This window comes from Psychrobacillus sp. INOP01 (assembly GCF_018140925.1).
GTDB lineage: Bacteria > Bacillota > Bacilli > Bacillales_A > Planococcaceae > Psychrobacillus.
The window spans coordinates 3,775,462-3,801,711 of record NZ_CP073315.1 but is presented as its reverse complement, the minus strand read 5'-3'; the positions used below and the strand labels follow the sequence as shown (position 1 = coordinate 3,801,711).

Here is a 26,250-nt window from a genome sequence, read left to right as displayed (position 1 = left end):
TATTTTTCAGAAAATAGGGAGGGGGCTACCCTAAAATATTATTTCTTTGCCCTTTCCTTTCCTGTTTTCTTGTTATGGCATGCATGACAAAGTAATTGAAGGTTGTCTAAGTCTAGCCGTTTGTCCCAATCTTCTTTGGTAGGAATCATATGGTCTACAATAGAACCAACTGTAATACGTTTATCATTCATACATTCCTTACACAATCCATTGTCTCTTATCTTCACGATGCTCCTTGCTTTCTTCCAAGCTGTTGCATGATAAAAAGAATTAGATTGTTTGTCCCTTTGATGTTTATCGTAGTATTTATGTTGATTGCTATGTTCTAGTTGGTGGTCCACACAGTATCTCGTCTTCTATAAGTTCCTACATCCAAACTTATTGCATGGTTTCATTGGCATCTGATTCAATCGATTCACTCCATATCGTTTAACGCATGATTGCAAGATACTGGTTCACCATTCCCCTTCTCGAATTTGACTTAACTATATACAAGAATGACCACCACCTTTTATGTATTATTTAATGAAGACCGTTCATTCTTCGAACCTCTACCAATATGGTAATGTGATGTGAAAGAACGGTTTAAAAGCATAATAAAAAGCCACACCTGAATGGATGCGACTCTTTTGATTTTTATTAAGAAGAAATAATTTCTTTTACAAGATCAATCGGAACGGAATAACAAACATAGCTACCTGAGTAAAATAAGTAGACTCCACCTTCAACTTTAAGTTCAGTTATATCTTGTAAGTCAAAAATTTTATTTTCGTTTCGGAAGATAACTTGATAGTGGATTTTATTCAAATTTCTCACCTCCATCCACACTAATCATAATGTGATTGAAAAAGATTGTATGTAATAATAATTTGACATAAAAAAGCACCCCGAAGGATGCTTTTTTATGAGTATTTGTCTAGCACTATTAAATGACCTTTCTTGCTTGTATAAATTATTAACCGTCCGTTGTAACACCTTGAATTAACGCTATACCTAAACCTGATGCAATTCGAACTGCAACCGCTTCGCTAGTAGCTGCAAATGCTTGTGATACAGATGCTGAAATTCCTACTTTAGAATAATCAATATCCAAAACTGTTTTTCCTGTAGCTCCTGGTGCATAATAAGTAGCTAATTTGTTGAAGATTGCGTGGTTATTCATTGACCACATGAAAAGGTAAGAATATCCAGCTTGTCCTGGGTGCACAGATTTTGAAATTAATTCATCAAATTGACCACTTAAATCAAACTTAGCTTCTATTTGTATATCAGTTAAATTTGGAAATTTAGATTGCATATGAGCTTTCCAAGCATCTCTAAAATGAGAAGCATCAAAAGCTTCATTATTAGGAGCTCCAAGCTCGTATAGATAACCATCTTTCCCAAGTCTGTTATCGTAATAATCCAAGATTTTCAATGCATCAGTTTGAAGAGGATGAGATTGTATTGCAACTTTTAAATCGGAAAATCTAGAATAAGTATTTGCGTTCTCTGCAAATGCTTGCAATGTCAATGCCATTACAACGAGAGCATTATAACCAATAGAAGGGAAAGCACCACGGCTTTGGTCATCTGCCCCTACAGCTAAACACAGTCTAGTTCCAGGGAATTGTCCAGCTGAAGTAGCTGTAACCAGAGTTCCTTCAGTATTGTAAGTTGAACCATAATTTGTACTAACAAGGCGAAGTGCATTGTATGATTGAGTATAACGAGTATCATAAGCAGTAATACCGTACATTTTATTATACAAAGATATAGTCGCTAATGTCATTGCTATGCCGTTTATACCTACTTTGGCCATTTTTTGATTATGCCAAACAAAGTTGGTACCACTTGCAAATGAATTTAAAATTGAATTATCATTTTTTAAAGCTCTGTCAAGTTTTAAAGCCTGTCGAGGTATTTGTATTTCACGGACAAAACTTTCCGAGGAAACGCAATTGCTATCAAAATTAGGATTATCTAATACGCCTTGTTTGTCTATCATCATTAATCCGCATAGCATTAAAGGGCCTGAAGGGTCTGTAGTAAACTGACCTGATGTTACATATGAAGCTCCATCATCATGTAATTCACCACTCGCAAATACTGGTCTAGCTGAGAATACGTTATATACTTTTGCAGCCGCTACTGCTATACGATTTTTAATATTAATATCTGCTGCACTTGTGTAATATCCAGCTAACAATTGAAAAAGTTGTCCTCCACGATTTAGTGAAACTAGCGCGGTTTTTGAAATACCGACGGGTTGTCCATTTCTATAACCAGCAAAATTATAAATTGAACTATTCGTTCCTGATGTTACTGTATTCACTACTTTTAAATCTTCTTCTAATTTAACTAACATATCTTCAACTAATACTTTAGTTGATACCATAAATAATCATTCCTCTTTTCTTTAAGTTGTTTTTCACATCAAAGATTAAGAAACTCTATCTTTAACTTGCTTTTTGTTTGATTGATTTATATTCAGCCATCTCCTACACCTCCATCTGGCGGTTTGCATCTTCTTGTTAGTTCATCATGATGAAGAACTTGACAATTTTCATTATGTTCTTTATTTAAATAATTCCTTCTGCAATACTTACAGAACAAATGTCCAGATGCTTCGTCATATACATAAAGTTCTTCTGTCATTATGCATCCCTCCACAATCATATTTACTATTTAACTGATAGCTCGAAGATGTTTGAATTATCTTAACTTCTTGAACATTCAATTGGCGTTATAGGTTAAAAGAGGAAACGGTAAATCATTCAATCTGCATTATAATAAGAATATAAGGTTCCGTGGTTGGTAGCCTTATTTTCTACCTCATAGCACCCACATTTGTGGGTGTTTTTTATTGCGTAAGTTTCTCGTGGCTATTTATCGATAGCTCGAAGATACTAGATCACTCCCCATTTCTCGAATTTGACTTAGAGTAAAACAAGAATGACCACCACCTTTTAAGAATACTAAAAAGCCACACCTGAAAGATGCGACTTAAACGAAATATTAATTTTAACTGAACTGGATTATTTTCTTGATCAAGCAGCATTACCCATTTTAAATTTGATAAATTGCAATTGTTGTTAATTCGATTGCGGGTCCTTTAAGTTCAAAAGACTCCTCATTTATTTCACCTACATCAAACGATAAATCTTCAGAAGCATTCATACTAGGTAAAAATGACATCAATTGCTTCTTACCTACTTTTAACTTTCCAGGCAATAATTTTATTAAATCAATTTTCTCATGTGGTTTATATATTCTTATTATTTTTCCTAATATAGTAAATTCTCCTTCTAAATCATATCTATCTTCCACGAAGTTACTACTTTCCAAGGATGTAAAGAAATTACTTTCACCTTCTGTATACGGAGTTATTATCATTGTTACCTTTTTAAATCTAAGCATTGTTGACGCTAACTCAAAGCCTTGAATTTCTTCTTTAGTAGCAGTAGTTTCAAAATGACCTTTATATTGATCTACCATATCTAACATACTAGATAAAACTAATTCAGCTGGTGATTGATTAAATTCTCCTATCAATTCTATAAACTCACCACTTTTTAATTGATCCATGATATCATTGTCAAATCCAATTAATGTTTGGATCATCTGTTTATCTTCTAAAATAGTATATAGATCTTTAAATAAGACTGAATCTGATTTGCTAATATGTCCTTCAATTTGCTGTCCAAATCCAGAACCTTTTTTGGTATTTCGCTACTACTTTGCCCGCATTTCCCCCTATTTCTAAAGCACCGTCTTTATTTGTTTGATGAGTAATACTGTACTCTGTCATTAAATCTTCAACTAACATCTCTAAGAATTGTCTTGTTCTTTTTCCATCTTGCCAATAAATTGTAGGTAAAAACATAAAATCGCCTCCTACTTACAATATTCGCCAATATTCATGAATACTCCTTCTACAAAATGCATTATAAAAAGCCGCAACTCGTAATGAGTGCGACTTGTATTATTTTAATGAACAAATATACCTTGCAAGATTATAAATTTTGTATAATTTCTTTGTATACAAAAACGAAGAAAAATAATAAAAAGATATAAGAACATAAGAAACAGTTCCAATTTTAATAGATATCTCCATATCATCAAATCCAGCAAATATTTTGTATGTACCTGTTACTCCATCAGGATAATTATTATATTCTTCTCCTACCATTTTTACATCAACACTTTCTAGTTGATAAATTTTATCGTCAATAACTGTGAACTCACTACCAGATACTCCGTCTGAAATAATAGGTACTACAAAAAAAATGACTACTAAAATCAACCCTAAAAAAGCTAAAAATCCACTATGATGCTCTTATTCAACTACCCTGCCCCGTTAGTTTAAGTGTATCATTTTACAATGGATCGCCGAAATCTCTTGACGTTTTAGACGTAAAAAAAGAGCAAAGCATCTAAGCTTCACTCAGTTTCGTTATTTTCAATGGTGTGTCTAACAGCACCACCGCCAATAAAGTATTCATCAAATATTAAATCTAAAAACTTCTGTTTCTCTTCATCATTTAAGTTCTCAATCATTTTTAGCATATCTTCTGTCTCCATGAAAACACCTCTTTTAAGCTATATTATAAAGGATGCCAAATAAATCAGCACCCTAAATACCTGCTTCGTTTGTTCAATAAGAAAAATGCTTTACTCCTTCTTGAAGTAAAGCACCTGTAAGTTGAATAACAAAAAAAATTTATTGGTTAATACCAATATTTACATCCCATAGTCTTTGAACATTCACTAATTCCTGTTCATCGAATTCCATTCTATAAATATCAGGTTTTGATGTGTTATGTAAAAAATTCAAGTCATAAGTGCTATCGAAATATCCCATCATCAAGGTCATAACTGCCCCGTGAGTACCTATCACTATTTTTTTATCTCTAAAAGTATCTAATAGTTCTTTTAAGACTTTTATAGCTCTTTTTTGGGAATCAGCATTTGATTCTCCTCCCTCTAAAGAGAAATTTGATTCGAAAAACGACTTCTTCAAAAGTGGAACCAATTCCTTATCAGATATTCGATTGTCTTCAGAAGAAAATACCTTCTCTTTTAAATCTTCATACACTAAAACTTTTTGCCCTATTTGTTGAGCTAACTTTTCAACAGTTAAAATTGAGCGTACATATGGACTTGAAACAACTGCATCAACTTCTTCATCTTTCATTATGTCAGTTACTCGTTGAGCATCTAAATAACCTTTTTCGGTTAATCCTCTTGTTCTTTCATTTCCTACTTTTGGCGACTCACCGTGTCTCACCATATAAACAAATGTGCTCATAATATATTTCCCCCCCAAAGTGTAGTTATAATTTATCCACAGCCCTGTTTTACTAAAGCACCCGTTAGTTCAATATCCTTTATTTTTTTGAACCATTTAATCAATGATACAATTATGACCATAATGAATGTAATCGTTATAGAGTATTCCAAAATCTTAAAGAGAAAATCTGGATAAGGAATTTCCCAACCCGAATGCATTCCATTAACATCCTCTGATGTTCCCGTTCTATCAACCAATACAAACAATGCCGAAAAAGAAATAATAAAGGAATATATAGCCATTTTCACTAAAGTTTTTTCACGTTCCAACCCCCTTTAATCTTTTTCTCCACCTTACCATAAAACCCCATTATTGAGCTAAACTGCTTTGTTAGTTCAATAAGAAAAGCTACCTTTACAGGCAGCCACTTGTGAGCTAAAGCACCCGTTAGTTTAAGAAGAAGTTAACGATTAGCGTAGTTGGGTTTGCTACTCCATTTTTAATTAAAATTTCAGCTTCAGATTTAATTATTTCAATGTAGTTACTTTTTTTAAAAGGTTTTGTTACTTCGGCAATCCTTCTTAAACTTCCTACTGTCTTTGTTTTATTATTTTGAACATCCACAATTACAGTTAAATATGCTTCACCATTATATTTTACTACCCCTGTGACTTGTTTTTTCTCTAAATCTATATTTGTATATTCGGGTACGATTCTTAATGGTGCAAAGGTTGTCCATCCCACCGAACTTTGTTTTGATTTCAGTCCAATCTTAAAACTAAAATAACTGATAAGTTTTTTTAATTTGGAAATCATTTTCCCTCCTAATTTACAAGGAATATTTTATCCCGCTTTGGTTCAAGAACGGCTGTACTCCTTCCTAAAGTAAAGCACCCGTTAGTTGAAGTATCCTCTACGAAATTACTACAAATCGATTTGTACAATAGGGTATTAAAAAGCAATCAACGTTGTATTTCTATCATTTTCATCTGTAATATATTCTATATTTTTATAACCAGCAATTACTCCCTTAGAAAACAATTGTTGAATTATGTTTTGGTTTTTTGAATAAATTGTTACATACGAGGAATCAACTACTAAAAGTATAAACTGACATTCACTATCAACAAATTCTTGATAAGTTGCAATTTCTTTTACATCTAACTTATTTTCAAATGCCTTTAAATCGACGAATATCAGATAATATTCTTCTTTTGAAATAATCTCAGATAATGTTTCCCCATTAACTGTACACAGAGATGGAAATAGGGGAACCCCTAATGTGTTGTTTTCTTTTTTATAAGATTCTCCTCCGCCAATTCGCCAATTGAATCCATTAAGTTCTAAATCACTTAAAATTTCATACAAGTATTTTCCATAACCATTTGGAATTTCAAAAGTTATACCTCTAATTCTAATCACCTCCTTAACATGAAACAGCTCTTTGCCTTCTTCAACTAAACTGGTTCGTTAGTTTAAGTGTAACATTTCACAATGGATTGCCGATATCTAATAGATGTTCTGGACATAAAAAAAGACCCTCGAAATGAACTGCACCCCAATTGTTAGATGGTGTCTAACAATTGGGGTGCAGTTCAAAATGATGGTCTGGTTAACTAAAGCGATGATCTTTTAAGTAATTATGTCGAGAATCTGATTTGATATAGCTTCACTTTTAAGTGATTAAATTTTTTTGGATTAGCAGTTACAATAATTGAAATCCTTTTCTTGGGATATATGAGAAATTGTTGACCGCCTGAACCTAATTAAATGAGAACTTTTCTTATCCTGGGAACTAAATATTTCTCTATTTGATATTGACACATATAAATTATGAATTGATTCATCCCGTTCATATAATCTAAGAATTTCTTTTATCATAAACAATCATTCTCCTATATTTATTTGCATTCCTATCACGAGATATTGAATTTGTTTCATATAATATTTCTCTACAATAGGCAAAAATTCCTTCTTCAACTAAACTGCTGCGTTAGTTCAATAAGGAAAGTGCTTTACTCCTTGTTGAAGTAAAGCACCCGATAGTCTAATAATTAATAGTAGATTTAATAAATTTAGTTGTCATTATTCAACTCATTTTTATTAACCAGTTTCTTAATTGTTCAGCATAGTTAAGCCTATCTTCTGGAGCACTTAATTTACCGTCCGTTCTATAAAGATCATCCTCGTTATATCGTAGATAAACATGTAGATGGTAATGCCAGACATCTTGACTCCCACCAGGTTCGTTGTGTTGCCGAGTGGAAATCCCATCGCATTTATAACACTCCTTTAATGCGAAGGATATCTTCTTTGCCAACTGGTGGATTATATCAAGAGTAACGTGAAAAAAACATTATGACAGCAACCTCTTTGCTTTGACTACGTGTCTTCAAAGTCGGCATAATTAAATTACTTAATTTATGAAAAACAGGTAAAAAGAATGAAAGATCAAGTTGCATTTAAACTACTTTTCAAGGTCTTTATTTTAAGTTGTATAAAAAAACCATGCTATAGACATCGTCTAAAGCATAGTAATTATTTAAACGAATATTAAACTGCTAAGTTGATTTTTTTAGCTCATCTACTTATTGAGTCCATTAACTGGAAAAAATATTCGGGTTTATGAGTCTTATTTAGGTTATACCAAGAATGCAATGTATCTGGTGCAAATACATCTAATTTTTTCATTACTTCCATCGCAAATTCCAGAGGAGCTACTCCTGATGCAGTAACCAAATTCTCGCCAGATACTACAGGTTCCATCTCATAAAATTTTTCTCCTTTATAATTAGGACAGACCATTTTAATATACTCTAAGTCATTGCTTGTATGCTTTCTAGAATCTAGGTATCCAACATTCGCTAGTCCCTCAGTTGCACCACAAATTGCAGCAACAATAGTGCCAAGCTTTAAAGCCTCGCCAATTTTTTTCAAAATAGGTTGATGAATATCTTCTCCCCAAGTATTCCCTCCAGGTAAAATTATAAGATCCGTACTCTCAAGAGTACACTCATCAAGGGAAATATCTGGTTTTATGCTCAGTCCTCCCATTGTAGTAATAATTTCTTTATTAGCTCCTACTGTAATTACTTTTAAAGGTGCTAAATCTTTTTTGAAATATCTTCCTGAGTTTAGTTCCGCAATTAAATATCCATATTCCCAGTCCGACATTGTATTAAATACATAAAGAAAAACTTTTTTTGTTTGCACCCAATAACACTCCAATCACATTTAATATAACCAAAGATAACATAACTTCCCTGACACCTAGCGTCAGGGAAGTTATCAAATTTGATGAAATTTTATTAATTCCGACAAAACTTCAATCATTCTTTTCTTAAGACTGATTGGCTCAATAACTCGAATAGATTTACCGTACGGTAAAAGTAAATAAGGTACATATGTATGTATCATATCTTTCTCAAGAAGAAATACTGCTTGATTTGAAGTCCACTCTTGTAAATAACTTCCTAAAAACCAATGTTGGCAAATATCACTCAATGCCCTTTTATCTCCATTAATAACCAAAGAAATAATCCCTTCCTTATCTTCGATAGTTGGAACAAGGTTTTTCATAAAAAAGTCACGCGCTGAAAAATTTTCTGGTCGGTTAAACTTATTTTCGGTTAACATTAGACTTTCCAATCGATCTACTCTAAAACTACGGATATCATTCCTAAGATGACAAAATCCAATCACATACCACTTATTATTCCAATAAATAATTCTGTACGGATCCACCAATCTATACTTTGATTGCCCTTCAGCACTTTTATGGTATAGAACTTTTACAGAGTATCCGTCAGCTACGGCCTGCTCCAACTCCTTCAAAAAAGGTTCCATAGCTAGGGAACTTAATCGACTTATTACTTCAAGACTAGTTAAATGTTGATTTATCTTTGTTTCCTGCTCTTGATTCGAATATTTTCTTAGCTTTGATATAGCCCTATTTAGTGCTTCACCTCCATAATACCCGGCTTCTTCTGCAAAAATAGCAGCGTGAAATAGCGAGGTTTGCTCCTCAAAATCAAAAAAAAGAGGAGCTTCAATAAAATTGTTCAATAAAGAGTATCCACCGTTATGTCCTGCGTCTGAAATTATAGGTACACCACTTATTGAAAGTGTATCAATATAACGATACACAGTTCTTATATTCATCTCTAACTTTTCTGAAATTTGTTTCGCAGTAATTTTTTCACCTGAACTAAGCATCCATAGAATCGCTAGTACATTGTCAATTTTAGCCATAGAATCCACCTCTATATGGAAATAAATTTATTTTAAAATAATACTAAAAACATTACCTATTCATTGAATTTCTATTTAAAAGTAAGAAAACCAAAAAAGCTAAAACAACTGCCATGTAATCTTTGAACTTGACCTTTTAATTGTTTGTTCTCTTCTTCTAGCGCCTTTATACGGTTTTTTAAGGTCTTTAATAATACTTCCTCTAAACGGACACTTTTACTAGTTTTACGAGGGCTTAACTCACTTATTTGCATCCCTCTTAATGTCTCCACTCTAGTTCATGCAGTCGGTTTTTTACTTGCTGATTACTTAATAACAACGCAAGGTTTCGACACATTTTTTTCGATGGTTAAAGATTTGGTAAATGAGCCCTTTATTGATAGTAGTAGTGAACATAAACTTCAAATACTGTCAGAGAGAACAACTAAGGTGTTGGAAAAATATTATGGACCTATTAGTAAGTTATATATAGACTATAAAAGTTACTTTAATAAACAGTAGTATTTATAAAAATAAAACAATATTTATTAGTAAAAATAAGAGCTAATAACCAAAAAATCCAGAGAGTCAATTTTCCAATTGATAATTGAGCACCCATTGAAGTCTTTCAAAGTCTTCTGGGACACGAGAGTGAAATAGTTTATTCCTTCTTCAACTAACCTGCTGCGTTAGTTCAATAAGAAAAAAGGCTTACCCCATCTTGAAGTAAAGCACCGGTTAGTTGAAAATGAGTCAATTAAGATGATTTTTATACGAAAGTAAAACCAATTATACAAATTATTGCCGTCACACAAAAGAATGACCAATTAACAATTCGTCTTTCTTTTACTGTAAGTAGTTTGGATTCCGTAAATCTTAAATTGCTTACGATAAAAATAAGTCCAAACATTATGAGTCCACATCCTATGACATCATCTATGATTAAAATGTACCTTAGACCAGCAATCGAAATTAATAAAATACCTAAATATCCAATGACAATATAAAAGTAATGGTTCTTTATCCTATCCACCAACTTCCACTCCCTCTCAATTGCAAACACTTCTTTAAGAATATCTTCTTATTCAACTAAACTGCTGCGTTAGTTTAAGTGTAACATTTCACAATGGATTTCTGAGATCTACTTGAGGTTTCAGATATGATGGCCTTGTTTAACTAAAGCACCCGTTAGTGTAAGTACATTATTTCACAAACTTTCCAGTAAAAAACCACCTCCACACGAGGACTCGTACTCTTTCTCTAAAAATGTTAATCTATTTGTTGTTAGAAAACGCCTGAACAATCACTTTTGTAGATTTTGCGATGAGTTCATCATTAAAGCTTGCATTCTCTTCATTACGACTTGACATGATCGCAATAATAATCGGTTCTTGATTTGGTGACCACACAATCCCTATATCATTTCGAGTTCCATAGCCACCGGCTCCGCTCTTATCTCCAACCTGCCAACCCTCTGGAACACCAGCTCTAATAAGGGTATCACCTGTAGTACTCCCCTTTAGCCAATTTGTGAAAATTTCTTGCTTATCGGCTGGTAGGTACTCACTAATTCCAAACACCTCAAGGGTAGTTGCAAGTGCTTTAGGGGAACTTGTATCTCGTGAGTCCCCAGGAATAGCTTCGTTCAAATCTGGTTCCATACGGTCAGCTATTGTAATAGTATCGCCACTTTCTCTTAAAGCCTTTTCAAATCCATCTGGTCCTCCTAATTCTTCGAACAGAAGATTTCCTGCTGTATTATCACTATACTGCATCGCTGTTTCAGCTATCTTTCCTAGACTCATGCCTTTGTTCACAAAGTCTTCTGTAATTGGAGAATAGGGAACAATATCTTCATTGGTGAATGTTCTTATTTCCTCAAGCACTGATATCGGATTTTGCTTTAATAAAATAGCTGTGGCTAGGGCCTTAGATGTAGATGTATAAGCAAATCGTTCGTCCTCACGAAATTCCACGGTTTCATTTGTTCCTGTGTCAATGGCATAGACACCAAGTCTTGCGTCATATTCCTTCTCAAGTTGTTCAAATTTCTTCATTGTGTTTTCTTTTGCCGTTATATTTTCTGATGTTTGGTTAGTTCCCACCGTTTGTTCAGTTTCTGATTGTTGTACAACCTGTTTTTTCTCATCTGAGCAGCCTGCAATCATAAGCACCAAGCCTATTGGTGCTACTATTTGATAAAATCTTTTGTACATGATGTAAACCTCCTAATTATTTGATTAGACTCTTATGTAAGTATTGAAAAAAAAACCCATTGAGATTCAGTAAAAATTGATAATTAATAATTAAATTCGATCATTTATAATAAAGTTTGATAAAAAACCTGTATGGAAATGCAGGCTTTTTAGTTATTCCGCAATCGGGCCATATTGTTGAATAAGAATTTTTATAAAAGGTTGCCTTACAATTATTTAAAGCCTCCCAAACCTACGCTTAATAGGAACCAAACCTATATAATTAAACCCACTAGCACCAATGTGTTCATACACTCCACTCATTGCGAAGTTATCGCTTGGTTAGAGTTAGTATAACGATAAAGAACGAGTTTCAGAGGGGGGAATCGTTCTTTTTTGTTGTTTTATAAAGTTTAAAGGATTTATTATTTGAGATGAGTTAATGGGCATTTTGCTAGAATAATAAGAAAAAGGCTTGATTCCACTTAAAATGGAACAAGCCAATTTTTATTTTACTAATAATCCCCATTGTTTTGTAAATTTAGCCATTGATTTCTCTACTTCTTCTTCACTCGGAATATAGCTCAGTATTTCATCTTGTGTATACACTTTGCCGCCCTTCACGATCTTATCTATATGCTTTGTATGTTCAATTTTTTCTAATGGATTGTCGTTTAAAATAACTAAATCAGCAATATATCCTTCTTTAATTACACCAATATAATCCAGGCTGATTGATTTTGCTGCGTTTACTGTTGCTGCTTGTAAAGCTTCCAATTCAGTAAAGCCAATCTCCACAAATATTTCAAGTTCACGGTGTAAAACCATACCTGGGTATGTATATAATAAACCAGGCGTATCCGTTCCAGCTACTACAGTTCCACCCATATCATAGTAAATTTTAGCAATGGCTTTCTGTAAGTTCTGTGTTTTGGCATTATATTTTTTTATCAAGTCTACATGTTCCGATTGTTCCTTCCAATATTGCATCATATAATTTATCTTTGAAGCGGATTCTATAACAATATTTTTAGGAGACCAAATATCTGGGTAGTTGATAGATTGATCGTAAATAACCATTGTTGGGCATAGCTTTACATTGTATGCCAACATTTTCTCACAAAGTTCCTTTATTTTTTCTTGATCTGGATTTTCCCAATCGATACGACTCCATTCCTCTTGGTCTACAAATAGATTCCATCCTTTATACATCTCATGTGCAAAACCAGATACATGTTCAATCCAAGTAACCCCTAACTCAGCTGCATCTAAAGCCGTTAAATCTTTTGAATTCACCAAATCAATAGCAACTTCCAAGTTGTACTTTTTCGCTTCATCGACAGCCGCTGCCATAACCTCTCTTTTGATCCATCCATACAATTTAACAAACTTTGCGCCCACTTCTACTTGTCTACGAACTTCTTTCCTCGCCTCTTCCGGTTCGTCTGTTACGAGAGCCCCATAGCTAGTTGGCCCCCATTGACCAGGTGTTCCGTCAATCATTCTGTCTGATGCATAAATTCGTGGGATTGGTGCATCATCAGGTTGTTCAATTAAGTTTTTTAGTAAAAGAACATTACCTGCAGTATTACGTATTGTCGTTACCCCTGATGCAACGAAATGGGGAGCAAATCGTTCATTAATATGACAATGCATATCGATTAAACCTGGGATAATATATTTACCTTCAGCATCAACCGTATCGATCCCTTCTGGTAACACGTCACCACTTTTATATATTCTTTTCACCGTATTTCTCTTTACTTCGATTGAACCTACATAAGAACCTCCATTTTCCACATCAATGATTGTTCCGTTTTTAATAATGAAATTTCTCATTTTTGCCTCCTTAATTTATTCATTTTAAGTATTATGAAGAGTTATGGGGTCATGATGTGTTAAGTGTTGGTATTTACTGGCATAACTCTTTGTGTTAATTTTGCCATTAAATGTAATATTATTCAAGTATTCACCAGTAAAATAATGAGTAGCCAAAAACTAGCACCCGGATATGGTATGTGGGAACATAGTTTACACATAAAATACTTTTAATGTTGTGAAAGCTTAGGTGTAAAATGATTCTGATTCTTATTTTGAATAGAATAATGTGATGTTCAACAATCGGGCGCGTTTGTGGAGTAACACAGGTAGAAAAATACTAAGGTGCTTACTGTTATTATAATGTTGTTGGCAATAATATTCCTTTTACCATTAAGTAATACATCTTATTCATAGAAGACCATTTAACAGGTGAATTCCATGTGGAGCCTTTTGTTTGTTTCCATTCCCATTGATTATCTTCTTTCTCGAAGTATGCTATAAACATCTTTTTCTCTTGATTCTTATGCTCTTTGAATATTGCGATTGCATCGTCTTCATGTACGACATTAAACTGATTATCAACAAGTGAATACGAATAATTTTGTTCACCTAAATGCATTTCTTTCATTTTTTGTTGAAAAAAATCTTCAAATGTTTGTTCGTCTGAACACCCGACTAAAAAAACTATGAAAAATAAAAATCCTATAAATATATTTCTTTTAAGTCGTTTCTCCCCCCTAGTAGTTAATTTCTCCAATCTTCTTCTGAAATCCTTCTTAAACTAACCTGCCGCGTTAGTTTAAGAAGGATTTCAAATTGTACATAAAACAAGACCATCATTTTTGATGGTCTTGTTTTACTAAAGCACCCGTTAGTTTAAGTGAAAACCTTCACAAACCTACCTCTTAATTTCCCTTATTTTTTATTTTTTTTCATCGCTTCTGCCAATTGATGAGAATTCAGAACTTCTTCCTTCTGTAGTTGATCAATGATGTTGCAGTAATCCTCCTCATTTCGATTCTGGCTTAATTTATAAGCACCTTGAACTTCTTGTACTTTAATCTTAAATCCCACAATACCTTTAAGTTCCCTTTCCAATAGCTGAGGCGAAAGATTGTCCCATAAAATTGGATCTTTCCGATGTTTTTCATATTTTTCTAGTAACATAATCAGGTCTTGTTTTAACTCTTCTTGCTCTAAAATACTCGGTTTGCCATATACATGGACGGCTTGATAATTCCATGTTGGAACATTTTCATGACCATACCATGAAGAAGAAATATACGCATCCGGTCCCTGGTACATAACAAGTGCGTTTTCACACGTTTCAAAAGTTCTCCATTGAGGATTCCCATAGGCCATATGTCCTGCGATATAATATTCATCGCCTTTTTTTCTAAACTCTAAAGGTATATGAGTGGCAATTGGTTTCCCTTGTTTTGTTGTGACGATGGTTCCAAAAGAGTTTGCTTGAATAAACTCTTTGACTTCATCCATGTCCGTGATTTTATAATATTTAGGAATAAACATGTTTGAACAACTCCTTTATTGGTTTTATAAATTTTTTATATAAGAATCCTACTATACAAATTGACATATAAAAAGGTACAATTATAAACAAATAAACATGTCAAGGTGATTGTAAATGAAAAATACTATTTTTGTTTTGAAGGATGATTCCCCCAAATACAAGCAAATATACGAGCAGTTTAAGTCTTTTATTAAGCGTGGCGACATACATCCTAATGATCCATTGCCATCCATTCGCCAACTTGCAGATTCCCTTCAAGTCAGTCGCAATACCACATTGATGGCATACGAGCAGCTTGTAGCAGAAGGCTATATCCGCGGAGAAGGGAGAAAAGGGTATTTTGTAAATGAATTAGAGCCGGTTTTATTTCAAGATACTTTCATCCCACCTCATAAAAAGCATAAAGAGACGGTAACGCCTATCGAAATTGATTTCAGAGCAGGGGCCGTGGATCAAACCAATTTTCCTCTGAAAATTTGGAGAAGAATATCAAATCAAGTTTTAACATTACGGGAGAGCTTTCGATACGGGGAACCCTTTGGTGAAGTATGCTTGCGTGAGCAAATCGCCGCTTATTTATTCCAATCTCGTGGAGTGAAAACAGAGCCAAATGCGATAATAATCGGCAGTAGTACCCAACAAATGTTAATTCATCTTGGACAAATCCTGAAGGATGATATTGCTGGCATTATTATAGAGGATCCAGGTTATGATGGAGCAATGGAAGCATTTCGATTTCATCGTTTCACGATTGAGACTTTACCAGTTTATGAGACAGGGGCTAATTTTTCGAAATTAGAAAAATTGAGTTCAAGGTTAATCTATGTAACTCCCTCCCATCAAAGTCCAATGGGTGTAAGTATGTCCATTCAGCAAAGGCAAATGCTTATTCATTGGGCTAACAACAAAAATGGATTTATTATCGAAGACGATTATGATAGTGAATTTCGCTATACTCAACAACCATTTCCAGCACTTGCATCCATTGATTCAACAAGAGTCATTTACCTAGGGAATTTCTCAAAGTCCTTTCTTCCAGGAATCCGCCTAAGTTATATGGTGCTGCCGCAGTTAGTATTAAATCGTTATAAAAACCAATTTCTTCATTTCGAGAGTACCTCTTCAATCCTAAGCCAGCTTACAATGGCTAAATTTATGGAAGAGGGAGAATGGAATCGCCATATTAAACGAATGAGACTTGTGTATAAGCGAAAAATGCAGTGCTTAGTTTCAGAATTAAAAAAACACTTCAAACAAAGTATATCCATAATTGGGGAACAGTCTGGTTTGTACGTTTTAGTTAAGGTACATCTAAATCGTTCAGAAGAATGGTTAATCGAGCGTGCTTCCATTTATGGTGTAAAGGTCTATCCTACCTCAATCTATTTCATAAATAACCATCCTGCAGAAGCAATTATTAAACTTGGATTCAGTAATCTTACCTGTGATGAAATTCAAAAAGGCGTGAAGCTTTTAAAAGAGGCTTGGGGGGGCTAATATTATTACTTTTTGTCTTTTACCGAAAAGGTATTGGATCGCACATTAACAAACTACCGTTGTTTGTATAAATACAACCTTCTATTTGAAAGAAATGCTTCATTATTAAAAAAAACCATAAAATAAAAATAGGGTGGCAAAATTGCCACCCACATGAATTTATTTTAATACACGATTGAGAAAACCAAATACTTCTTCAAGGTTTTCCTTTGAATTAAAAGGTTCCCCTCCATGGACAGCGCTTTCCAAAAGTGTAAGCTCCACTTTTTCATCCCCCAAAACATCTATAAGTTTTTCAGAGAAATCAATAGACTGTTGCGTTGGCACGTTCGGATCAGCCGTTCCGTGTTGGATAAAAAAAGCTGGATCGTTTTTTGTAATGTAAGTTGCCGGATTCGCTTTTTCTACTCGCTCTATATTCTCGGTAATATTTCCACCGATGTACTTGCTTTCCGGAGAATCATCTGAGTTTCGTTCTCCTATTTTCGGAGTAATTCCAGATTCTGTAAACTTCTCGTCCAGTTTCAAAAAGTCAATTTGTCCATACCAATCAACGACAGCTTGTACTTAAGGTGGGGGTCGCTGGTTCGAGACCAGGGACCATCAATATTATAGGTCTGTAAACGTTGTCATATCAATGTTTACAGGCTTTTTCTTAGATTAAAATATCATTTTACAAGATGGTCAAGAGTGTGGAGAGATCTCAAAAGAATTAAATACTTCCCATGCTGCAAAATTTTGGGGTATGATTGATGTAACTCTTCTTCATGCTTCTGTTTTGCAGCCAGCATTTCCTTATTCCAGAATAGTGAAGTCATCTAAAGAAATGTATACTACTTTTTTAACAAGGGGTGTTATGAAATGATTACATTTAAGACAATGGAGCATTTAACTTTTAACGAAGCACACGAACTTTTTACAAGTGGGTTTGAAGGATATTTTATTCCGATGAAGATGCCATTGGATGCTTTTATAGCTCGTTTTGGAAATGATAATCTATCAGCAGGAATGTCTGTTGTTATGTTTGATGAAGATAGACCAATAGGATTTGTATTACAAGGCATTCGGGAAGTACATGGTGAGAAAATCGCTTGGAATGGTGGTACTGGAATTATTCCAGAATACAGAGGAAAGAAACTAGGAACAATCCTAATTGAAAAGGCTCTTGACTTGTTAAATCAGCAAAAAGTAAATATTGCTACATTAGAGGCCCTGTCCATTAATCAACCAGCTATAAAACTATATGAGAAGGTTGGGTATAAAGTTATTGACACGCTGCATTTTTTGGAGGCAGAAGGTGTATTGAGCTATGATGAAAAAATTGCTAGTGAATTTGAATTGAAAAGAATACCTGCACTGCAAGCAGTAAATTCAAGTATTTTCCCAGCTTTAGTACCATGGCAAGTAGATCCTTCTATTACACCAAAGGCTGGTGGAGAGGCAATTATTGCAATGAAGGATAGTGAAGTACTTGCTGCTTGTTTAGTAAGAGCAAAGCAACAATTTGGTAATGAAGCTGAAGGTGTCACATTATTTCAAGCTTTTACTAACAATGAACATATAGATGGAATACCCGCTCTTCAAGCTGTACTACAGGAAGGGCTTCATTTTAATCGTTCTATTAAAAGAACTACTTATAATTTGGAAGACAAAATGAAAAATGTTCTACCGTTTTTAAAAAATAATGGATTTAAAAATACTGATATTTCACAAGTATTTATGACAAAACAACTTATGCATTAACTTAAAAATTCAGCTATCGCTATAAATTGGCGGTAGCTGTATTTTTAAGTTAATTATTTGTTTTTTGTCACCGAATCTGAAATTTATAGTAATAATTAACTCTATCATCAATAGAAAAAAGAACTTCGAATAAGAAAAACATAGGGAGATTTTAGTCTTCCTATGTTTTCATTCATATTATTTATCTGTTTGTTTTTGCTTCTTTTTCAAATACTCCGCACGTATTTTTTCAAGTTGCTGCTTTTTATCAAATTTGGCAGGCGACTGTTTTTCATGAAACTTTGTCACAGCTACCTGACCTTTGGTATCCAATTGATATTTCCCCACTTTGTTCACCTACTTTTCTTGTCTTTAAAGAGAATCTATTCAACAAATATAATATACCTTATTTTACTGAAGTAAACCTTATTACTTTATTAGTGTACTGCTAACTTCGCATATATCAGTAAAAACATTAAAAACTTAGTAAAATAATTCATCGCCAAATAGTATTCATTTCATCGCTATAATCAAAATAAAATGCCTTGACACTCTGCATAAGCCTCAATAATTCTATTTCTTGTTTGTTCAGCTCTCTTCTAAAGGTCCAATTGTTCGGTAAATAAGGTTTAAAATATTAAAACAATCTAAGTCTACTCCATCTTTTAAATGGTTCTTAATGCTAATAACCATTACGTTCTCGACGATTTCAAATTTAGGTTTCTGAGGGGAAATATTGTTTTTTTGCAAAGTCTTTTTACTACGTGTATAAAAAAATCACCCCTTGTTATTAACTTTTCGACTTATATCTACCTTAATCCAAATATTACCTTATTCAACTACCCTGCCTCAATAGTTGCATAAGAAATGCTGCTTTAAAGACAAATCCGAACTTAAGCTAACGCACCCCATCAAATTCCGGTGTGGACTCATTGTTACAACACGATATGATGGATGACTGAGCAAAGGCTCTATCATCTTATCGATATAGGAGTAGCTTCATTAATCGTCTTAAAAGGGCTTCATTTTACTAAAATCTAAACTGTTTTATTTATAGGAATTTGAGAGTATGGCACATTTTGAAAAGGAATTAGAAGAATACATTGCGTATTACAATCACAAACGAATGAAGGCGAAATTAAAAGACTTGAGCCCGGTAGAATACCGAACTCAGATCTTAGAAGTTGCCTAAATTATTTGTCTAACTTTATTGGGTCAGTTTAATCTGGTTGGTGGCTTTTAGCTTCTGCTCGATCTATGATTTTACATAACTTGCCTAATGCTAATAATTCTTCTCTTTTCATTCGTGACATTTCATCTAATGCACCAAGTATTAGTTCTGGCGGATGTTCATCCAGCAACTTATTAAATAGTTCTTCCGTTCTATCCAATTCATTCACAACCTTTAATCCATTATAGTTACATCTACTATTTCATCAATATTAATTTGAAACAAAGAAAATGGATCATCCAGTTCTAATGTTCTTCGCTGAAGATCTACGCTCTCAATAGTGCCCCTCTTATAGAAAAACTGACCATCCCTCCACAACTTAATTTTCGTATCAGCTTTAGATAGCATAGCTAAATTTAAGCAGTCATGTATTGCTTCTAAATCCCATTCGTTCAATTCAGGACGTGGATCTCGTTTTATTTCATCACTATATTCACGTAACAGTTTAACATGCTCAGTTAACATCATTGCTACCCATTTTTTAGAACCACGATCAAGATACTTAGCTGATCCATATACCTCTAAGAAATTCTCATGAAAATATTGTTCATCACTCACACTACCTCACGCTCCTTCTGAATTATGGGAACAGATGCGAGTACATTTTCTATTTTAAAAGTCCTCATAGTCCCTCTTAAAAAGCAATAAGCTTGGAAAGAATCGTTTGAAACATTAACAAACTTTCGCTTACTGATTTCACCATTGTCTTTCATGTAAATCATTTCTACTATTTGGTTCTGTTGCATGGACTTCAAAATATTTTTACGCACACTCGTTCCCTCCTTTCTTCACTTATTATACGAACTATTGTTCTATTTTAAAACAAGTAAATTTTGGACAAATAAAAAAAACGACCACTCATATTTAATGAGATGGTCGCTTTTTAAGAAGAGAAGATAAAAAATAGGAAAGTATCTAATACTTTAACTTTTTTACTAACCATTTTTCTTAAAGTCGTTAGGTACCGCGGACAATTTATACCCCATGCCTAAAAAGTGATGTTGGCAAAGCTGAAACTCTCTCTTAATCTACATCATATTCGTTTAGTACCTCATAAAACTTGCTCCCACAATAATAAGTAGGATAAACAAAACTACAATCAACGCGAAGTTAGATCCGCGATTACCATAGTCGCCACCGTAGTCGCCTCCACTATATCCAGACATCTTATACCCCCTCCTTTCCAATTACTATTTATAGATTATGAAAAAATTATGTTATGGATAAGGTAATTTATCTCGTATCAAAGAATTATATTTGTATACTCTGTGGTGAACCTTTCAATAAAGTTTCTTTCAAATAAAAAAAGCCTCACTCTCCAATGAGCATGGCTACGATTGGTTTACTATTTTTACTTCTCTCTCAATACTTGTCCAATAAAAATAGTGTAATTCACATCAAGTCCATCCGATCAAATGACCCCTAAGTATTCATAGATTGTTATTTATTTTAAATTGTTTCGTTTACACTAAACTAAATTTGTGTTAACTTATTGAAATAATTAAGTTAACACATTTATGGTGAATGGAGGGGAACCCATGCAACATTTTTGGGTAGTTGGTACAGATACAGATGTGGGCAAAACGTTTGTCACGACATTATTCATGCGTCATCTTCAAATGCAAGGTTATAAAGTACTGCCTTATAAACCTGTTCAAACTGGAGAAGTCGTGGAGGATAACTTCAAATATTACGCGGATACATTGAATTATACACAGTTTAGCTTACAACCTTTAGACAGCCATGCACTAAATACATATTCTTTCCCATTAGCTGCCTCACCACATTACGCGGCGGAACTTGAAAAAGAGACCATTGATGAACATAGACTATTAAAAGCAATTGAAACTTTACAACAGCAGTATGACACTGTTATTTGCGAAGGAGCAGGAGGGCTGATTGTTCCGCTTCAATCGCGTACTACTCTAACATTGCTAGACGTTATAAAGCTGTCAGGACTACCGGTTTTACTCGTAGCTCATACAAAGCTCGGAACTATTAATCATACATTGTTGTCTGTAAATGCTATAAAAGCTCAAAACATTGATCTACTTGGTATTGTATTTAATCAATTTCAACAGAGTGCATTAGAACAAAATAATATCGATACAATACGCCGGTATGTTTCTGTGCCAACTATTGTCATTGATGCAAATCGAACAATAGAAAGTTTTGATGATGAATCACTTTTTGAAAGGTTGATGACATATGACATATGAAGAGCTTCAAGCCCTTGACCTTGAACATATTTGGCACCCTTGCTCACAAATGAAAGATTATGAATCTTTTCCACCCATCGTTATTGATCGTGGAGAGGGAGTGTGGTTATACGACCACGAAGGCAAACGTTATTTAGACGCAGTCTCATCCTGGTGGGTCAATTTATTTGGCCATGCGAATCCAAGGATAAGTAAAGCTTTAGCTGAGCAAGCTCACAAACTGGAGCATGTAATATTCGCAAACTTTACTCATACTCCTGCAATTCACCTGGCAGCAAAACTTGTAGAGCTAACACCGAAAGGGTTGGAAAAAGTGTTTTTTTCTGATAATGGTTCGTCCGCTATAGAGATTGCACTAAAAATGAGCTTTCAATATCGTACGCAAAAGAACCAGCCTAAGAAAAAACGTTTTCTAGCATTTACTGATGCCTATCATGGTGAAACACTAGGTGCACTTTCTGTGGGAGGAGTAGATTTATATAACGAGGTATATGCTCCTCTATTACTAAACGTTGTACGTACACAAGGACCTGATTGTTTTCGCTGCCCTTTTCAAGATTCGCCATCGACTTGTAATGCACCTTGTATAAAATATGTGGAAGAAAAATTTATACAGCATGCCGATACCATCTCAGCTGCTATCATTGAACCACTTATACAAGCGGCAGCAGGGATGAAAATGTTCCCACCTATCTACCTTAAAAGATTAAGAGAATTATGTGATACATATGATGTGCATCTAATTGCCGACGAAGTAGCAGTTGGGTTCGGTCGAACGGGAACATTATTCGCTTGTGAGCAAGCAGAAGTAACACCGGATTTTTTATGTTTATCAAAAGGTATTACGGGTGGCTATTTACCACTATCCGCAGTTTTAACAACGAATGAAGTATATCAAGCGTTTTATGACGATTACGGTACGATGAAAGCATTCTTGCATTCTCATAGTTATTCTGGCAACCCGTTAGCGATTCGTGTTGCGCAGGAAGTGTTAGCGATCTTTGAGGAAGATCATGTGATGGACCAGTTGGCAGCTAAACAAAAATTGCTAAAAGAACTAGCGAATGCTGCTTTTGATAACTTACCTTACGTCGGTGAATACCGACAAATTGGGCTCGTTGGGGCGATTGAATTGGTGGCTGATAAACTTACGAAAGAACCTTTTCCAAGTGAGGAACGCATCGGTTATCAAATTTATCAACGTGCGCTTGAACGAGAAATACTTATACGTCCACTTGGTAATGTGATATATTTCATGCCACCATATGTCATTACAGATGAAGAAATAAAATGGATGATCGAAATAACGAAAGAAGTACTAATTCAATTTTTTAAAGAAAGAGGAGAATAAATTGAAAAGTACACGTACTGCTTCTCTATCACTTGTTGCAATTTTTGCTGCAATGACCGCAATTGGTGCTTTTCTTAAAATTCCACTACCTGTTGTTCCATTTACTTTGCAAATCATCGTTGTATATTTAGCAGGCTCATTATTAGGAAGCAAACGAGGTTTGCAGAGTCAGTTAGTTTATATACTTGTTGGTTTAGCTGGACTCCCTGTATTTACACTGGGTGGCGGTTTTATGTATGTGTTGCAGCCAACGTTTGGGTATTTAATAGGATTCGCAGCAGGAGCCTATGTGATTGGCTACATAATTGAACGATTTGATAACCCTACACGTAAGCATTTTATTGTTGCGCATTTAATCGGTACAGTTGTGATTTATGCTATCGGCGTTCCGTATCTTTATATGGCATTAAATTTATGGCTAAACGTACCCACGGGCCTATCACATGTACTCGCAACAGGATTATACAGTACTATTGGCGTTGATATTGCGCTTGCTATTTTTACAAGTTTACTAGCAGCACGTCTTTATCCTTTAGTGAAAAAAATACATTCCCAGAAAAGAGGAACACAAAATGAACTGGCAAAAACTAGCTCAAGAAGTTATTAGTGGTAAAGAATTAACAAATGAAGAAGCAATAGCTATTTTAACAACGGATGATGAGGAAATACTTCCATTACTTCATGGTGCTTTTACCATTCGGAAACATTATTATGGAAAAAAAGTAAAATTAAACATGATTATGAATGCTAAAAGTGGCTACTGTCCAGAAGACTGTGGATATTGTTCTCAATCTTCTGTTTCAAATGCACCAATCGATAAATACCCTTTCATTTCAAAAGAAGAAATTTTAGAAGGAGCAAAGCGTGCATTTGAAAATCAAATCGGTACATATTGTATTGTAGCTAGTGGTCGTGGTCCCACGCGAAAAGACGTAAGGGTTGTGAGCGAAGCAGTGGAGGAAATCAAGGAGAATTATGGTCTAAAAGTTTGCGCTTGTTTAGGTTTATTAAAAGAGGAACAAGCACAGGAGTTAAAAAATGCAGGCGTAGATCGTTATAATCATAATTTAAATACTTCCGAGCGACATCATAGCTACATTACAACCTCTCATACCTATGAGGACCGTTTGAATACAGTGGAGATTGTAAAAAAACATGGAATATCTCCATGCTCTGGTGCAATTATTGGAATGAAAGAAACAAAAGAGGATGTGGTGAACATCGCACGTGCACTTCGCCAGCTTGATGCCGACTCTATCCCAGTTAACTTTTTACATGCAATTGATGGTACGAAATTAGAAGGTACAAAAGAACTAAACCCACGTTATTGTTTAAAAGTGCTCGCACTGTTTCGTTTTATCAATCCATCAAAAGAAATCCGCATTTCAGGGGGTAGGGAAGTAAATCTTGGTTCCCTACAACCATTGGGGTTATACGCAGCAAATAGTATCTTTGTTGGAGACTATTTAACAACAGAGGGGCAAGAGAAGAATAAAGACTACTTAATGTTGCAGGACCTAGGATTCGAAATAGAGCTTACTGAAAAACAAGCCGCATTAGCAAGGGTCTAGTATATTATTATTAAGTAATACAAAGTTGTCTATCCATCATACGTAACCCGTTTAGTTGAGTGGTACAAAATACAAATTAAAGCACGAAGTAGACCGCAAATTCGCGTTTGAATTTGCGGTCTTTAAAATACCTATACTCCAAAGTCTTTTAATCATATTTTACGTTCAAAATAATCAATCAAATCTAAAGTTCCACCTTTCGTTTCAAAATAATATATATCCAAATCATTTAAAGAAACCTACCAACTCCTTTAATATTCCTAACAAAATAGAATAATAAGTGGTTGCTCATTTTAGGTAATCGCCATCGGTTGTTCAATAAAGGATATACCCCATATAATACCTACTTAGACAACCCTCTATTTATACCTTCTTCATCAACTCAACTTCTGCGTTAGTTCAATAAAAAAAAGCTACCCTTACAAGCAGCTACTTGTTCAACTAAAGCCCTTTAGCCATCCATGCAGCAAAAACTGACTTTTGGACTTGGGTTGGAACTGCTATTGTTAACTTTATCAGCTTCTATATAATGATAATGGTTGATCGAAAACTCTTAATGGCCTGGATTTCTTTAATATTAGCAGGTTTGTTTGAAATGTTTAGTCTTGCTATTATCAATAAATTGCACAAAGACCGTAATTGGCAAGCATTAGTACTTTTAATTCTCGGGTTTGGAGCAAGTTTTATTCTTCTTGCTTATTCAATGAAAACACTTCCTATGTGTATAGCTTTATGCTATTTGGACAGGAATTGGTGCTTCTGATGGAACAATATTAGGCATGTTATTTTATGGTGAATCAAGAGACTGGAGAAGACTTGTTTTCATAGGAATGGTATTAGGTCCTGCAGTTGATCTTAAACTTGTTTCATAAAGGAATTTTTAATTTTAAATGAAGAAGATAATCTGTTTTTAAGAAGCAAATTTTTATACTTGCCAAACACCTATGAATTTGATTGACTTTTAATAAGATCAGTCCTCTGCAAACGGGTCATGTTTATGGAATATTGATGAAAAAAATAAAAAAGTACGAGGAGGATACAAATATGATAAGTGATTCTGATTTGAAGCACCTGCGACGTTGTATTGAACTAGCAAAAACTGCGTTGGAGAAAGGTGATGAGCCATTTGGTTCAGTTCTTGTCTCAGCCAACGGAGACGTGCTTGTAGAAGACCATAACCACGTTGCAAATGGTGACCATACTCAACACCCAGAGTTTGCTTTGGCGCGATGGGCAGCCGGGAACATGACAGTTGAAGAAAGAGGCAAGGCGACAGTATATACCTCGGGCGAACATTGCCCTATGTGCGCTGCGGCCCACGGTTGGGTTGGTTTAGGTCGAATCGTTTATGCATGTTCGTCCGAACAGCTGGTACAATGGTTGAGTGAAATGGAGGTTACTCCATCGCGTGTTCGAAATCTTCCCATTCAAGATGTTATTCGTGATACCACAATAGATGGCCCTGTTCCTGAACTAGAAGAGCAAGTTCGTCAACTCCATCGTCAGTTTTACGCAAAGAGACGTTGAACATATCGCTCCCTGATGTTTAAAACTTCACCCCAATTGTTAGATGGTGTCTAACAATTGGGGTGAAGTTCAAAATGAAGTCA

General features: G+C 34.5%; 31 protein-coding genes and 3 pseudogenes. 9 read left to right on the top strand and 25 right to left on the bottom strand.

What is annotated here, in order from left to right; genetic code table 11:
- Positions 1-38 precede the first annotated feature (38 nt).
- The 19 genes from KD050_RS18555 to KD050_RS18465 all read right to left on the bottom strand — a co-directional run bounded on the left by KD050_RS18555 (position 39) and on the right by KD050_RS18465 (position 15,048).
- Positions 39-341: an HNH endonuclease gene (locus tag KD050_RS18555; protein ID WP_211893786.1), complete on the bottom strand. Its 303-nt coding sequence runs from the start codon at positions 339-341 to the stop codon at positions 39-41.
- A 298-nt stretch (positions 342-639) separates the two neighbouring features.
- Positions 640-807, bottom strand: a complete 168-nt coding sequence (locus tag KD050_RS18550; RefSeq protein WP_211893785.1) for a hypothetical protein — start codon at positions 805-807, stop codon at positions 640-642.
- Positions 808-955: 148 nt separating this feature from the next.
- Positions 956-2,377 (bottom strand): hypothetical protein, encoded by a 1,422-nt coding sequence (locus tag KD050_RS18545; RefSeq protein ID WP_211893784.1) that lies wholly within the window; start codon positions 2,375-2,377, stop codon positions 956-958.
- A 92-nt stretch (positions 2,378-2,469) separates the two neighbouring features.
- On the bottom strand, positions 2,470-2,637 hold the full coding sequence (locus KD050_RS18540; protein ID WP_211893783.1) for a hypothetical protein: 168 nt from the start codon (positions 2,635-2,637) through the stop codon (positions 2,470-2,472).
- Between the two features lie 411 nt (positions 2,638-3,048).
- On the bottom strand, positions 3,049-3,603 hold the full coding sequence (locus KD050_RS18535; RefSeq protein WP_211893782.1) for a DUF6414 family protein: 555 nt from the start codon (positions 3,601-3,603) through the stop codon (positions 3,049-3,051).
- Positions 3,604-3,670: 67 nt separating this feature from the next.
- Positions 3,671-3,865, bottom strand: a complete 195-nt coding sequence (locus KD050_RS18530; protein ID WP_211893781.1) for a hypothetical protein — start codon at positions 3,863-3,865, stop codon at positions 3,671-3,673.
- A gap of 99 nt (positions 3,866-3,964) precedes the next feature.
- Entirely contained in the window at positions 3,965-4,285 is a 321-nt protein-coding gene (locus KD050_RS18525) for a hypothetical protein (RefSeq protein ID WP_211893780.1), read from the bottom strand.
- A 137-nt stretch (positions 4,286-4,422) separates the two neighbouring features.
- Positions 4,423-4,563 (bottom strand): hypothetical protein, encoded by a 141-nt coding sequence (locus KD050_RS18520; protein ID WP_211893779.1) that lies wholly within the window; start codon positions 4,561-4,563, stop codon positions 4,423-4,425.
- A gap of 139 nt (positions 4,564-4,702) precedes the next feature.
- Positions 4,703-5,290 (bottom strand): histidine phosphatase family protein, encoded by a 588-nt coding sequence (locus KD050_RS18515; RefSeq protein WP_211893778.1) that lies wholly within the window; start codon positions 5,288-5,290, stop codon positions 4,703-4,705.
- Between the two features lie 32 nt (positions 5,291-5,322).
- Complete coding sequence (locus KD050_RS18510; RefSeq protein WP_211893777.1) at positions 5,323-5,601, bottom strand: hypothetical protein; 279 nt, start codon at positions 5,599-5,601, stop codon at positions 5,323-5,325.
- Between the two features lie 118 nt (positions 5,602-5,719).
- Entirely contained in the window at positions 5,720-6,088 is a 369-nt protein-coding gene (locus KD050_RS18505) for a hypothetical protein (protein ID WP_211893776.1), read from the bottom strand.
- Positions 6,089-6,223: 135 nt separating this feature from the next.
- The gene (locus tag KD050_RS18500) at positions 6,224-6,694 is read right to left on the bottom strand and encodes a DUF2691 family protein (RefSeq protein ID WP_235753855.1); all 471 of its coding nucleotides are present in this window, start codon (positions 6,692-6,694) and stop codon (positions 6,224-6,226) included.
- 1,158 nt (positions 6,695-7,852) lie between these two features.
- The gene (locus KD050_RS18495) at positions 7,853-8,485 is read right to left on the bottom strand and encodes a type 1 glutamine amidotransferase family protein (RefSeq protein WP_211893775.1); all 633 of its coding nucleotides are present in this window, start codon (positions 8,483-8,485) and stop codon (positions 7,853-7,855) included.
- Positions 8,486-8,560: 75 nt separating this feature from the next.
- The gene (locus KD050_RS18490; RefSeq protein ID WP_211893774.1) at positions 8,561-9,523 is read right to left on the bottom strand and encodes a helix-turn-helix transcriptional regulator; all 963 of its coding nucleotides are present in this window, start codon (positions 9,521-9,523) and stop codon (positions 8,561-8,563) included.
- A gap of 748 nt (positions 9,524-10,271) precedes the next feature.
- Entirely contained in the window at positions 10,272-10,535 is a 264-nt protein-coding gene (locus KD050_RS18485) for a hypothetical protein (RefSeq protein WP_211893773.1), read from the bottom strand.
- A gap of 241 nt (positions 10,536-10,776) precedes the next feature.
- Entirely contained in the window at positions 10,777-11,670 is an 894-nt protein-coding gene (gene bla / locus KD050_RS18480) for a class A beta-lactamase (protein ID WP_370627240.1), read from the bottom strand.
- Positions 11,671-12,204: 534 nt separating this feature from the next.
- Positions 12,205-13,536, bottom strand: a complete 1,332-nt coding sequence (locus KD050_RS18475) for an amidohydrolase family protein (RefSeq protein ID WP_211893771.1) — start codon at positions 13,534-13,536, stop codon at positions 12,205-12,207.
- 337 nt (positions 13,537-13,873) lie between these two features.
- Positions 13,874-14,275 carry a hypothetical protein gene (locus KD050_RS18470; protein ID WP_211893770.1) on the bottom strand — a complete coding sequence of 134 codons (402 nt, stop codon included), beginning with the start codon at positions 14,273-14,275 and terminating at the stop codon, positions 13,874-13,876.
- Between the two features lie 158 nt (positions 14,276-14,433).
- Positions 14,434-15,048, bottom strand: a complete 615-nt coding sequence (locus tag KD050_RS18465; protein WP_211893769.1) for an FMN-binding negative transcriptional regulator — start codon at positions 15,046-15,048, stop codon at positions 14,434-14,436.
- A 115-nt stretch (positions 15,049-15,163) separates the two neighbouring features.
- Here KD050_RS18465 and KD050_RS18460 point away from each other — a divergent pair, with 115 nt between their 5' ends.
- A complete protein-coding gene (locus KD050_RS18460; protein ID WP_211893768.1) occupies positions 15,164-16,546 on the top strand; it encodes a MocR-like pyridoxine biosynthesis transcription factor PdxR in 1,383 nt (460 codons plus the stop codon).
- A gap of 159 nt (positions 16,547-16,705) precedes the next feature.
- Here the strand turns inward: KD050_RS18460 and KD050_RS18455 are convergent.
- A pseudogene (locus tag KD050_RS18455) lies at positions 16,706-17,101 on the bottom strand (prolyl oligopeptidase family serine peptidase); the annotation flags it as partial.
- A gap of 306 nt (positions 17,102-17,407) precedes the next feature.
- Between KD050_RS18455 and KD050_RS18450 the strand changes: the two are divergent.
- Positions 17,408-18,289 (top strand): GNAT family N-acetyltransferase, encoded by an 882-nt coding sequence (locus KD050_RS18450; RefSeq protein ID WP_211893766.1) that lies wholly within the window; start codon positions 17,408-17,410, stop codon positions 18,287-18,289.
- A gap of 177 nt (positions 18,290-18,466) precedes the next feature.
- Here KD050_RS18450 and KD050_RS18445 read toward each other — a convergent pair whose 3' ends face one another.
- Positions 18,467-18,616: a hypothetical protein gene (locus KD050_RS18445; RefSeq protein ID WP_211893765.1), complete on the bottom strand. Its 150-nt coding sequence runs from the start codon at positions 18,614-18,616 to the stop codon at positions 18,467-18,469.
- A gap of 709 nt (positions 18,617-19,325) precedes the next feature.
- Here KD050_RS18445 and KD050_RS18440 point away from each other — a divergent pair.
- Positions 19,326-19,460: pseudogene (locus KD050_RS18440) on the top strand (IS3 family transposase); the annotation flags it as partial.
- Between the two features lie 28 nt (positions 19,461-19,488).
- Here KD050_RS18440 and KD050_RS18435 read toward each other — a convergent pair.
- From KD050_RS18435 to KD050_RS18420, 4 genes are all read right to left on the bottom strand, one after another.
- Complete coding sequence (locus KD050_RS18435; RefSeq protein ID WP_211893763.1) at positions 19,489-19,659, bottom strand: hypothetical protein; 171 nt, start codon at positions 19,657-19,659, stop codon at positions 19,489-19,491.
- Between the two features lie 14 nt (positions 19,660-19,673).
- Positions 19,674-20,057: a YolD-like family protein gene (locus tag KD050_RS18430; RefSeq protein WP_211893762.1), complete on the bottom strand. Its 384-nt coding sequence runs from the start codon at positions 20,055-20,057 to the stop codon at positions 19,674-19,676.
- Positions 20,054-20,269: a transcriptional regulator gene (locus KD050_RS18425; protein WP_211893761.1), complete on the bottom strand. Its 216-nt coding sequence runs from the start codon at positions 20,267-20,269 to the stop codon at positions 20,054-20,056. The genes KD050_RS18430 and KD050_RS18425 overlap by 4 nt, the downstream gene beginning before the upstream one ends.
- A 273-nt stretch (positions 20,270-20,542) precedes the next feature.
- The gene (locus KD050_RS18420; protein WP_211893760.1) at positions 20,543-20,665 is read right to left on the bottom strand and encodes a YjcZ family sporulation protein; all 123 of its coding nucleotides are present in this window, start codon (positions 20,663-20,665) and stop codon (positions 20,543-20,545) included.
- Between the two features lie 372 nt (positions 20,666-21,037).
- Between KD050_RS18420 and bioD the strand changes: the two genes are divergently transcribed.
- From bioD to KD050_RS18390, 6 genes and pseudogenes are all read left to right on the top strand, one after another.
- On the top strand, positions 21,038-21,718 hold the full coding sequence (gene bioD, locus KD050_RS18415) for a dethiobiotin synthase (RefSeq protein WP_211893759.1): 681 nt from the start codon (positions 21,038-21,040) through the stop codon (positions 21,716-21,718).
- On the top strand, positions 21,708-23,069 hold the full coding sequence (gene bioA, locus KD050_RS18410) for an adenosylmethionine--8-amino-7-oxononanoate transaminase (protein ID WP_211893758.1): 1,362 nt from the start codon (positions 21,708-21,710) through the stop codon (positions 23,067-23,069). The genes bioD and bioA overlap by 11 nt, the downstream gene beginning before the upstream one ends.
- A 1-nt stretch (position 23,070) precedes the next feature.
- Positions 23,071-23,676, top strand: coding sequence for a biotin transporter BioY (locus tag KD050_RS18405; RefSeq protein WP_235753854.1), 606 nt, complete (start codon positions 23,071-23,073; stop codon positions 23,674-23,676).
- Complete coding sequence (gene bioB / locus KD050_RS18400; protein WP_211893757.1) at positions 23,642-24,640, top strand: biotin synthase BioB; 999 nt, start codon at positions 23,642-23,644, stop codon at positions 24,638-24,640. The genes KD050_RS18405 and bioB overlap by 35 nt, the downstream gene beginning before the upstream one ends.
- Positions 24,641-25,196: 556 nt before the next feature.
- Positions 25,197-25,512: pseudogene (locus KD050_RS18395) on the top strand (multidrug efflux SMR transporter).
- Between the two features lie 172 nt (positions 25,513-25,684).
- Complete coding sequence (locus KD050_RS18390; protein WP_211893756.1) at positions 25,685-26,167, top strand: nucleoside deaminase; 483 nt, start codon at positions 25,685-25,687, stop codon at positions 26,165-26,167.
- The last annotated feature ends 83 nt before the right edge of the window (positions 26,168-26,250 follow it).

Bases quoted from the DNA above. Each gene is read 5' to 3' on its own strand.
- bioD (WP_211893759.1), top strand. From the start codon at position 21,038: ATGCAACATTTTTGGGTAGTTGGTACAGATACAGATGTGGGCAAAACG.
- KD050_RS18530 (WP_211893781.1), bottom strand. From the start codon at position 3,865: ATGTTTTTACCTACAATTTATTGGCAAGATGGAAAAAGAACAAGACAA.
- KD050_RS18505 (WP_211893776.1), bottom strand. From the start codon at position 6,088: ATGATTTCCAAATTAAAAAAACTTATCAGTTATTTTAGTTTTAAGATT.
- KD050_RS18515 (WP_211893778.1), bottom strand. From the start codon at position 5,290: ATGAGCACATTTGTTTATATGGTGAGACACGGTGAGTCGCCAAAAGTA.
- KD050_RS18535 (WP_211893782.1), bottom strand. From the start codon at position 3,603: ATGATCCAAACATTAATTGGATTTGACAATGATATCATGGATCAATTA.
- KD050_RS18490 (WP_211893774.1), bottom strand. From the start codon at position 9,523: ATGGCTAAAATTGACAATGTACTAGCGATTCTATGGATGCTTAGTTCA.
- KD050_RS18475 (WP_211893771.1), bottom strand. From the start codon at position 13,536: ATGAGAAATTTCATTATTAAAAACGGAACAATCATTGATGTGGAAAAT.
- KD050_RS18390 (WP_211893756.1), top strand. From the start codon at position 25,685: ATGATAAGTGATTCTGATTTGAAGCACCTGCGACGTTGTATTGAACTA.
- bioA (WP_211893758.1), top strand. From the start codon at position 21,708: ATGACATATGAAGAGCTTCAAGCCCTTGACCTTGAACATATTTGGCAC.
- KD050_RS18545 (WP_211893784.1), bottom strand. From the start codon at position 2,377: ATGGTATCAACTAAAGTATTAGTTGAAGATATGTTAGTTAAATTAGAA.
- bioB (WP_211893757.1), top strand. From the start codon at position 23,642: ATGAACTGGCAAAAACTAGCTCAAGAAGTTATTAGTGGTAAAGAATTA.
- KD050_RS18450 (WP_211893766.1), top strand. From the start codon at position 17,408: ATGATTACATTTAAGACAATGGAGCATTTAACTTTTAACGAAGCACAC.
- KD050_RS18420 (WP_211893760.1), bottom strand. From the start codon at position 20,665: ATGTCTGGATATAGTGGAGGCGACTACGGTGGCGACTATGGTAATCGC.
- KD050_RS18460 (WP_211893768.1), top strand. From the start codon at position 15,164: ATGAAAAATACTATTTTTGTTTTGAAGGATGATTCCCCCAAATACAAG.
- KD050_RS18465 (WP_211893769.1), bottom strand. From the start codon at position 15,048: ATGTTTATTCCTAAATATTATAAAATCACGGACATGGATGAAGTCAAA.
- bla (WP_370627240.1), bottom strand. From the start codon at position 11,670: ATGATTGCAGGCTGCTCAGATGAGAAAAAACAGGTTGTACAACAATCA.
- KD050_RS18540 (WP_211893783.1), bottom strand. From the start codon at position 2,637: ATGACAGAAGAACTTTATGTATATGACGAAGCATCTGGACATTTGTTC.
- KD050_RS18520 (WP_211893779.1), bottom strand. From the start codon at position 4,563: ATGGAGACAGAAGATATGCTAAAAATGATTGAGAACTTAAATGATGAA.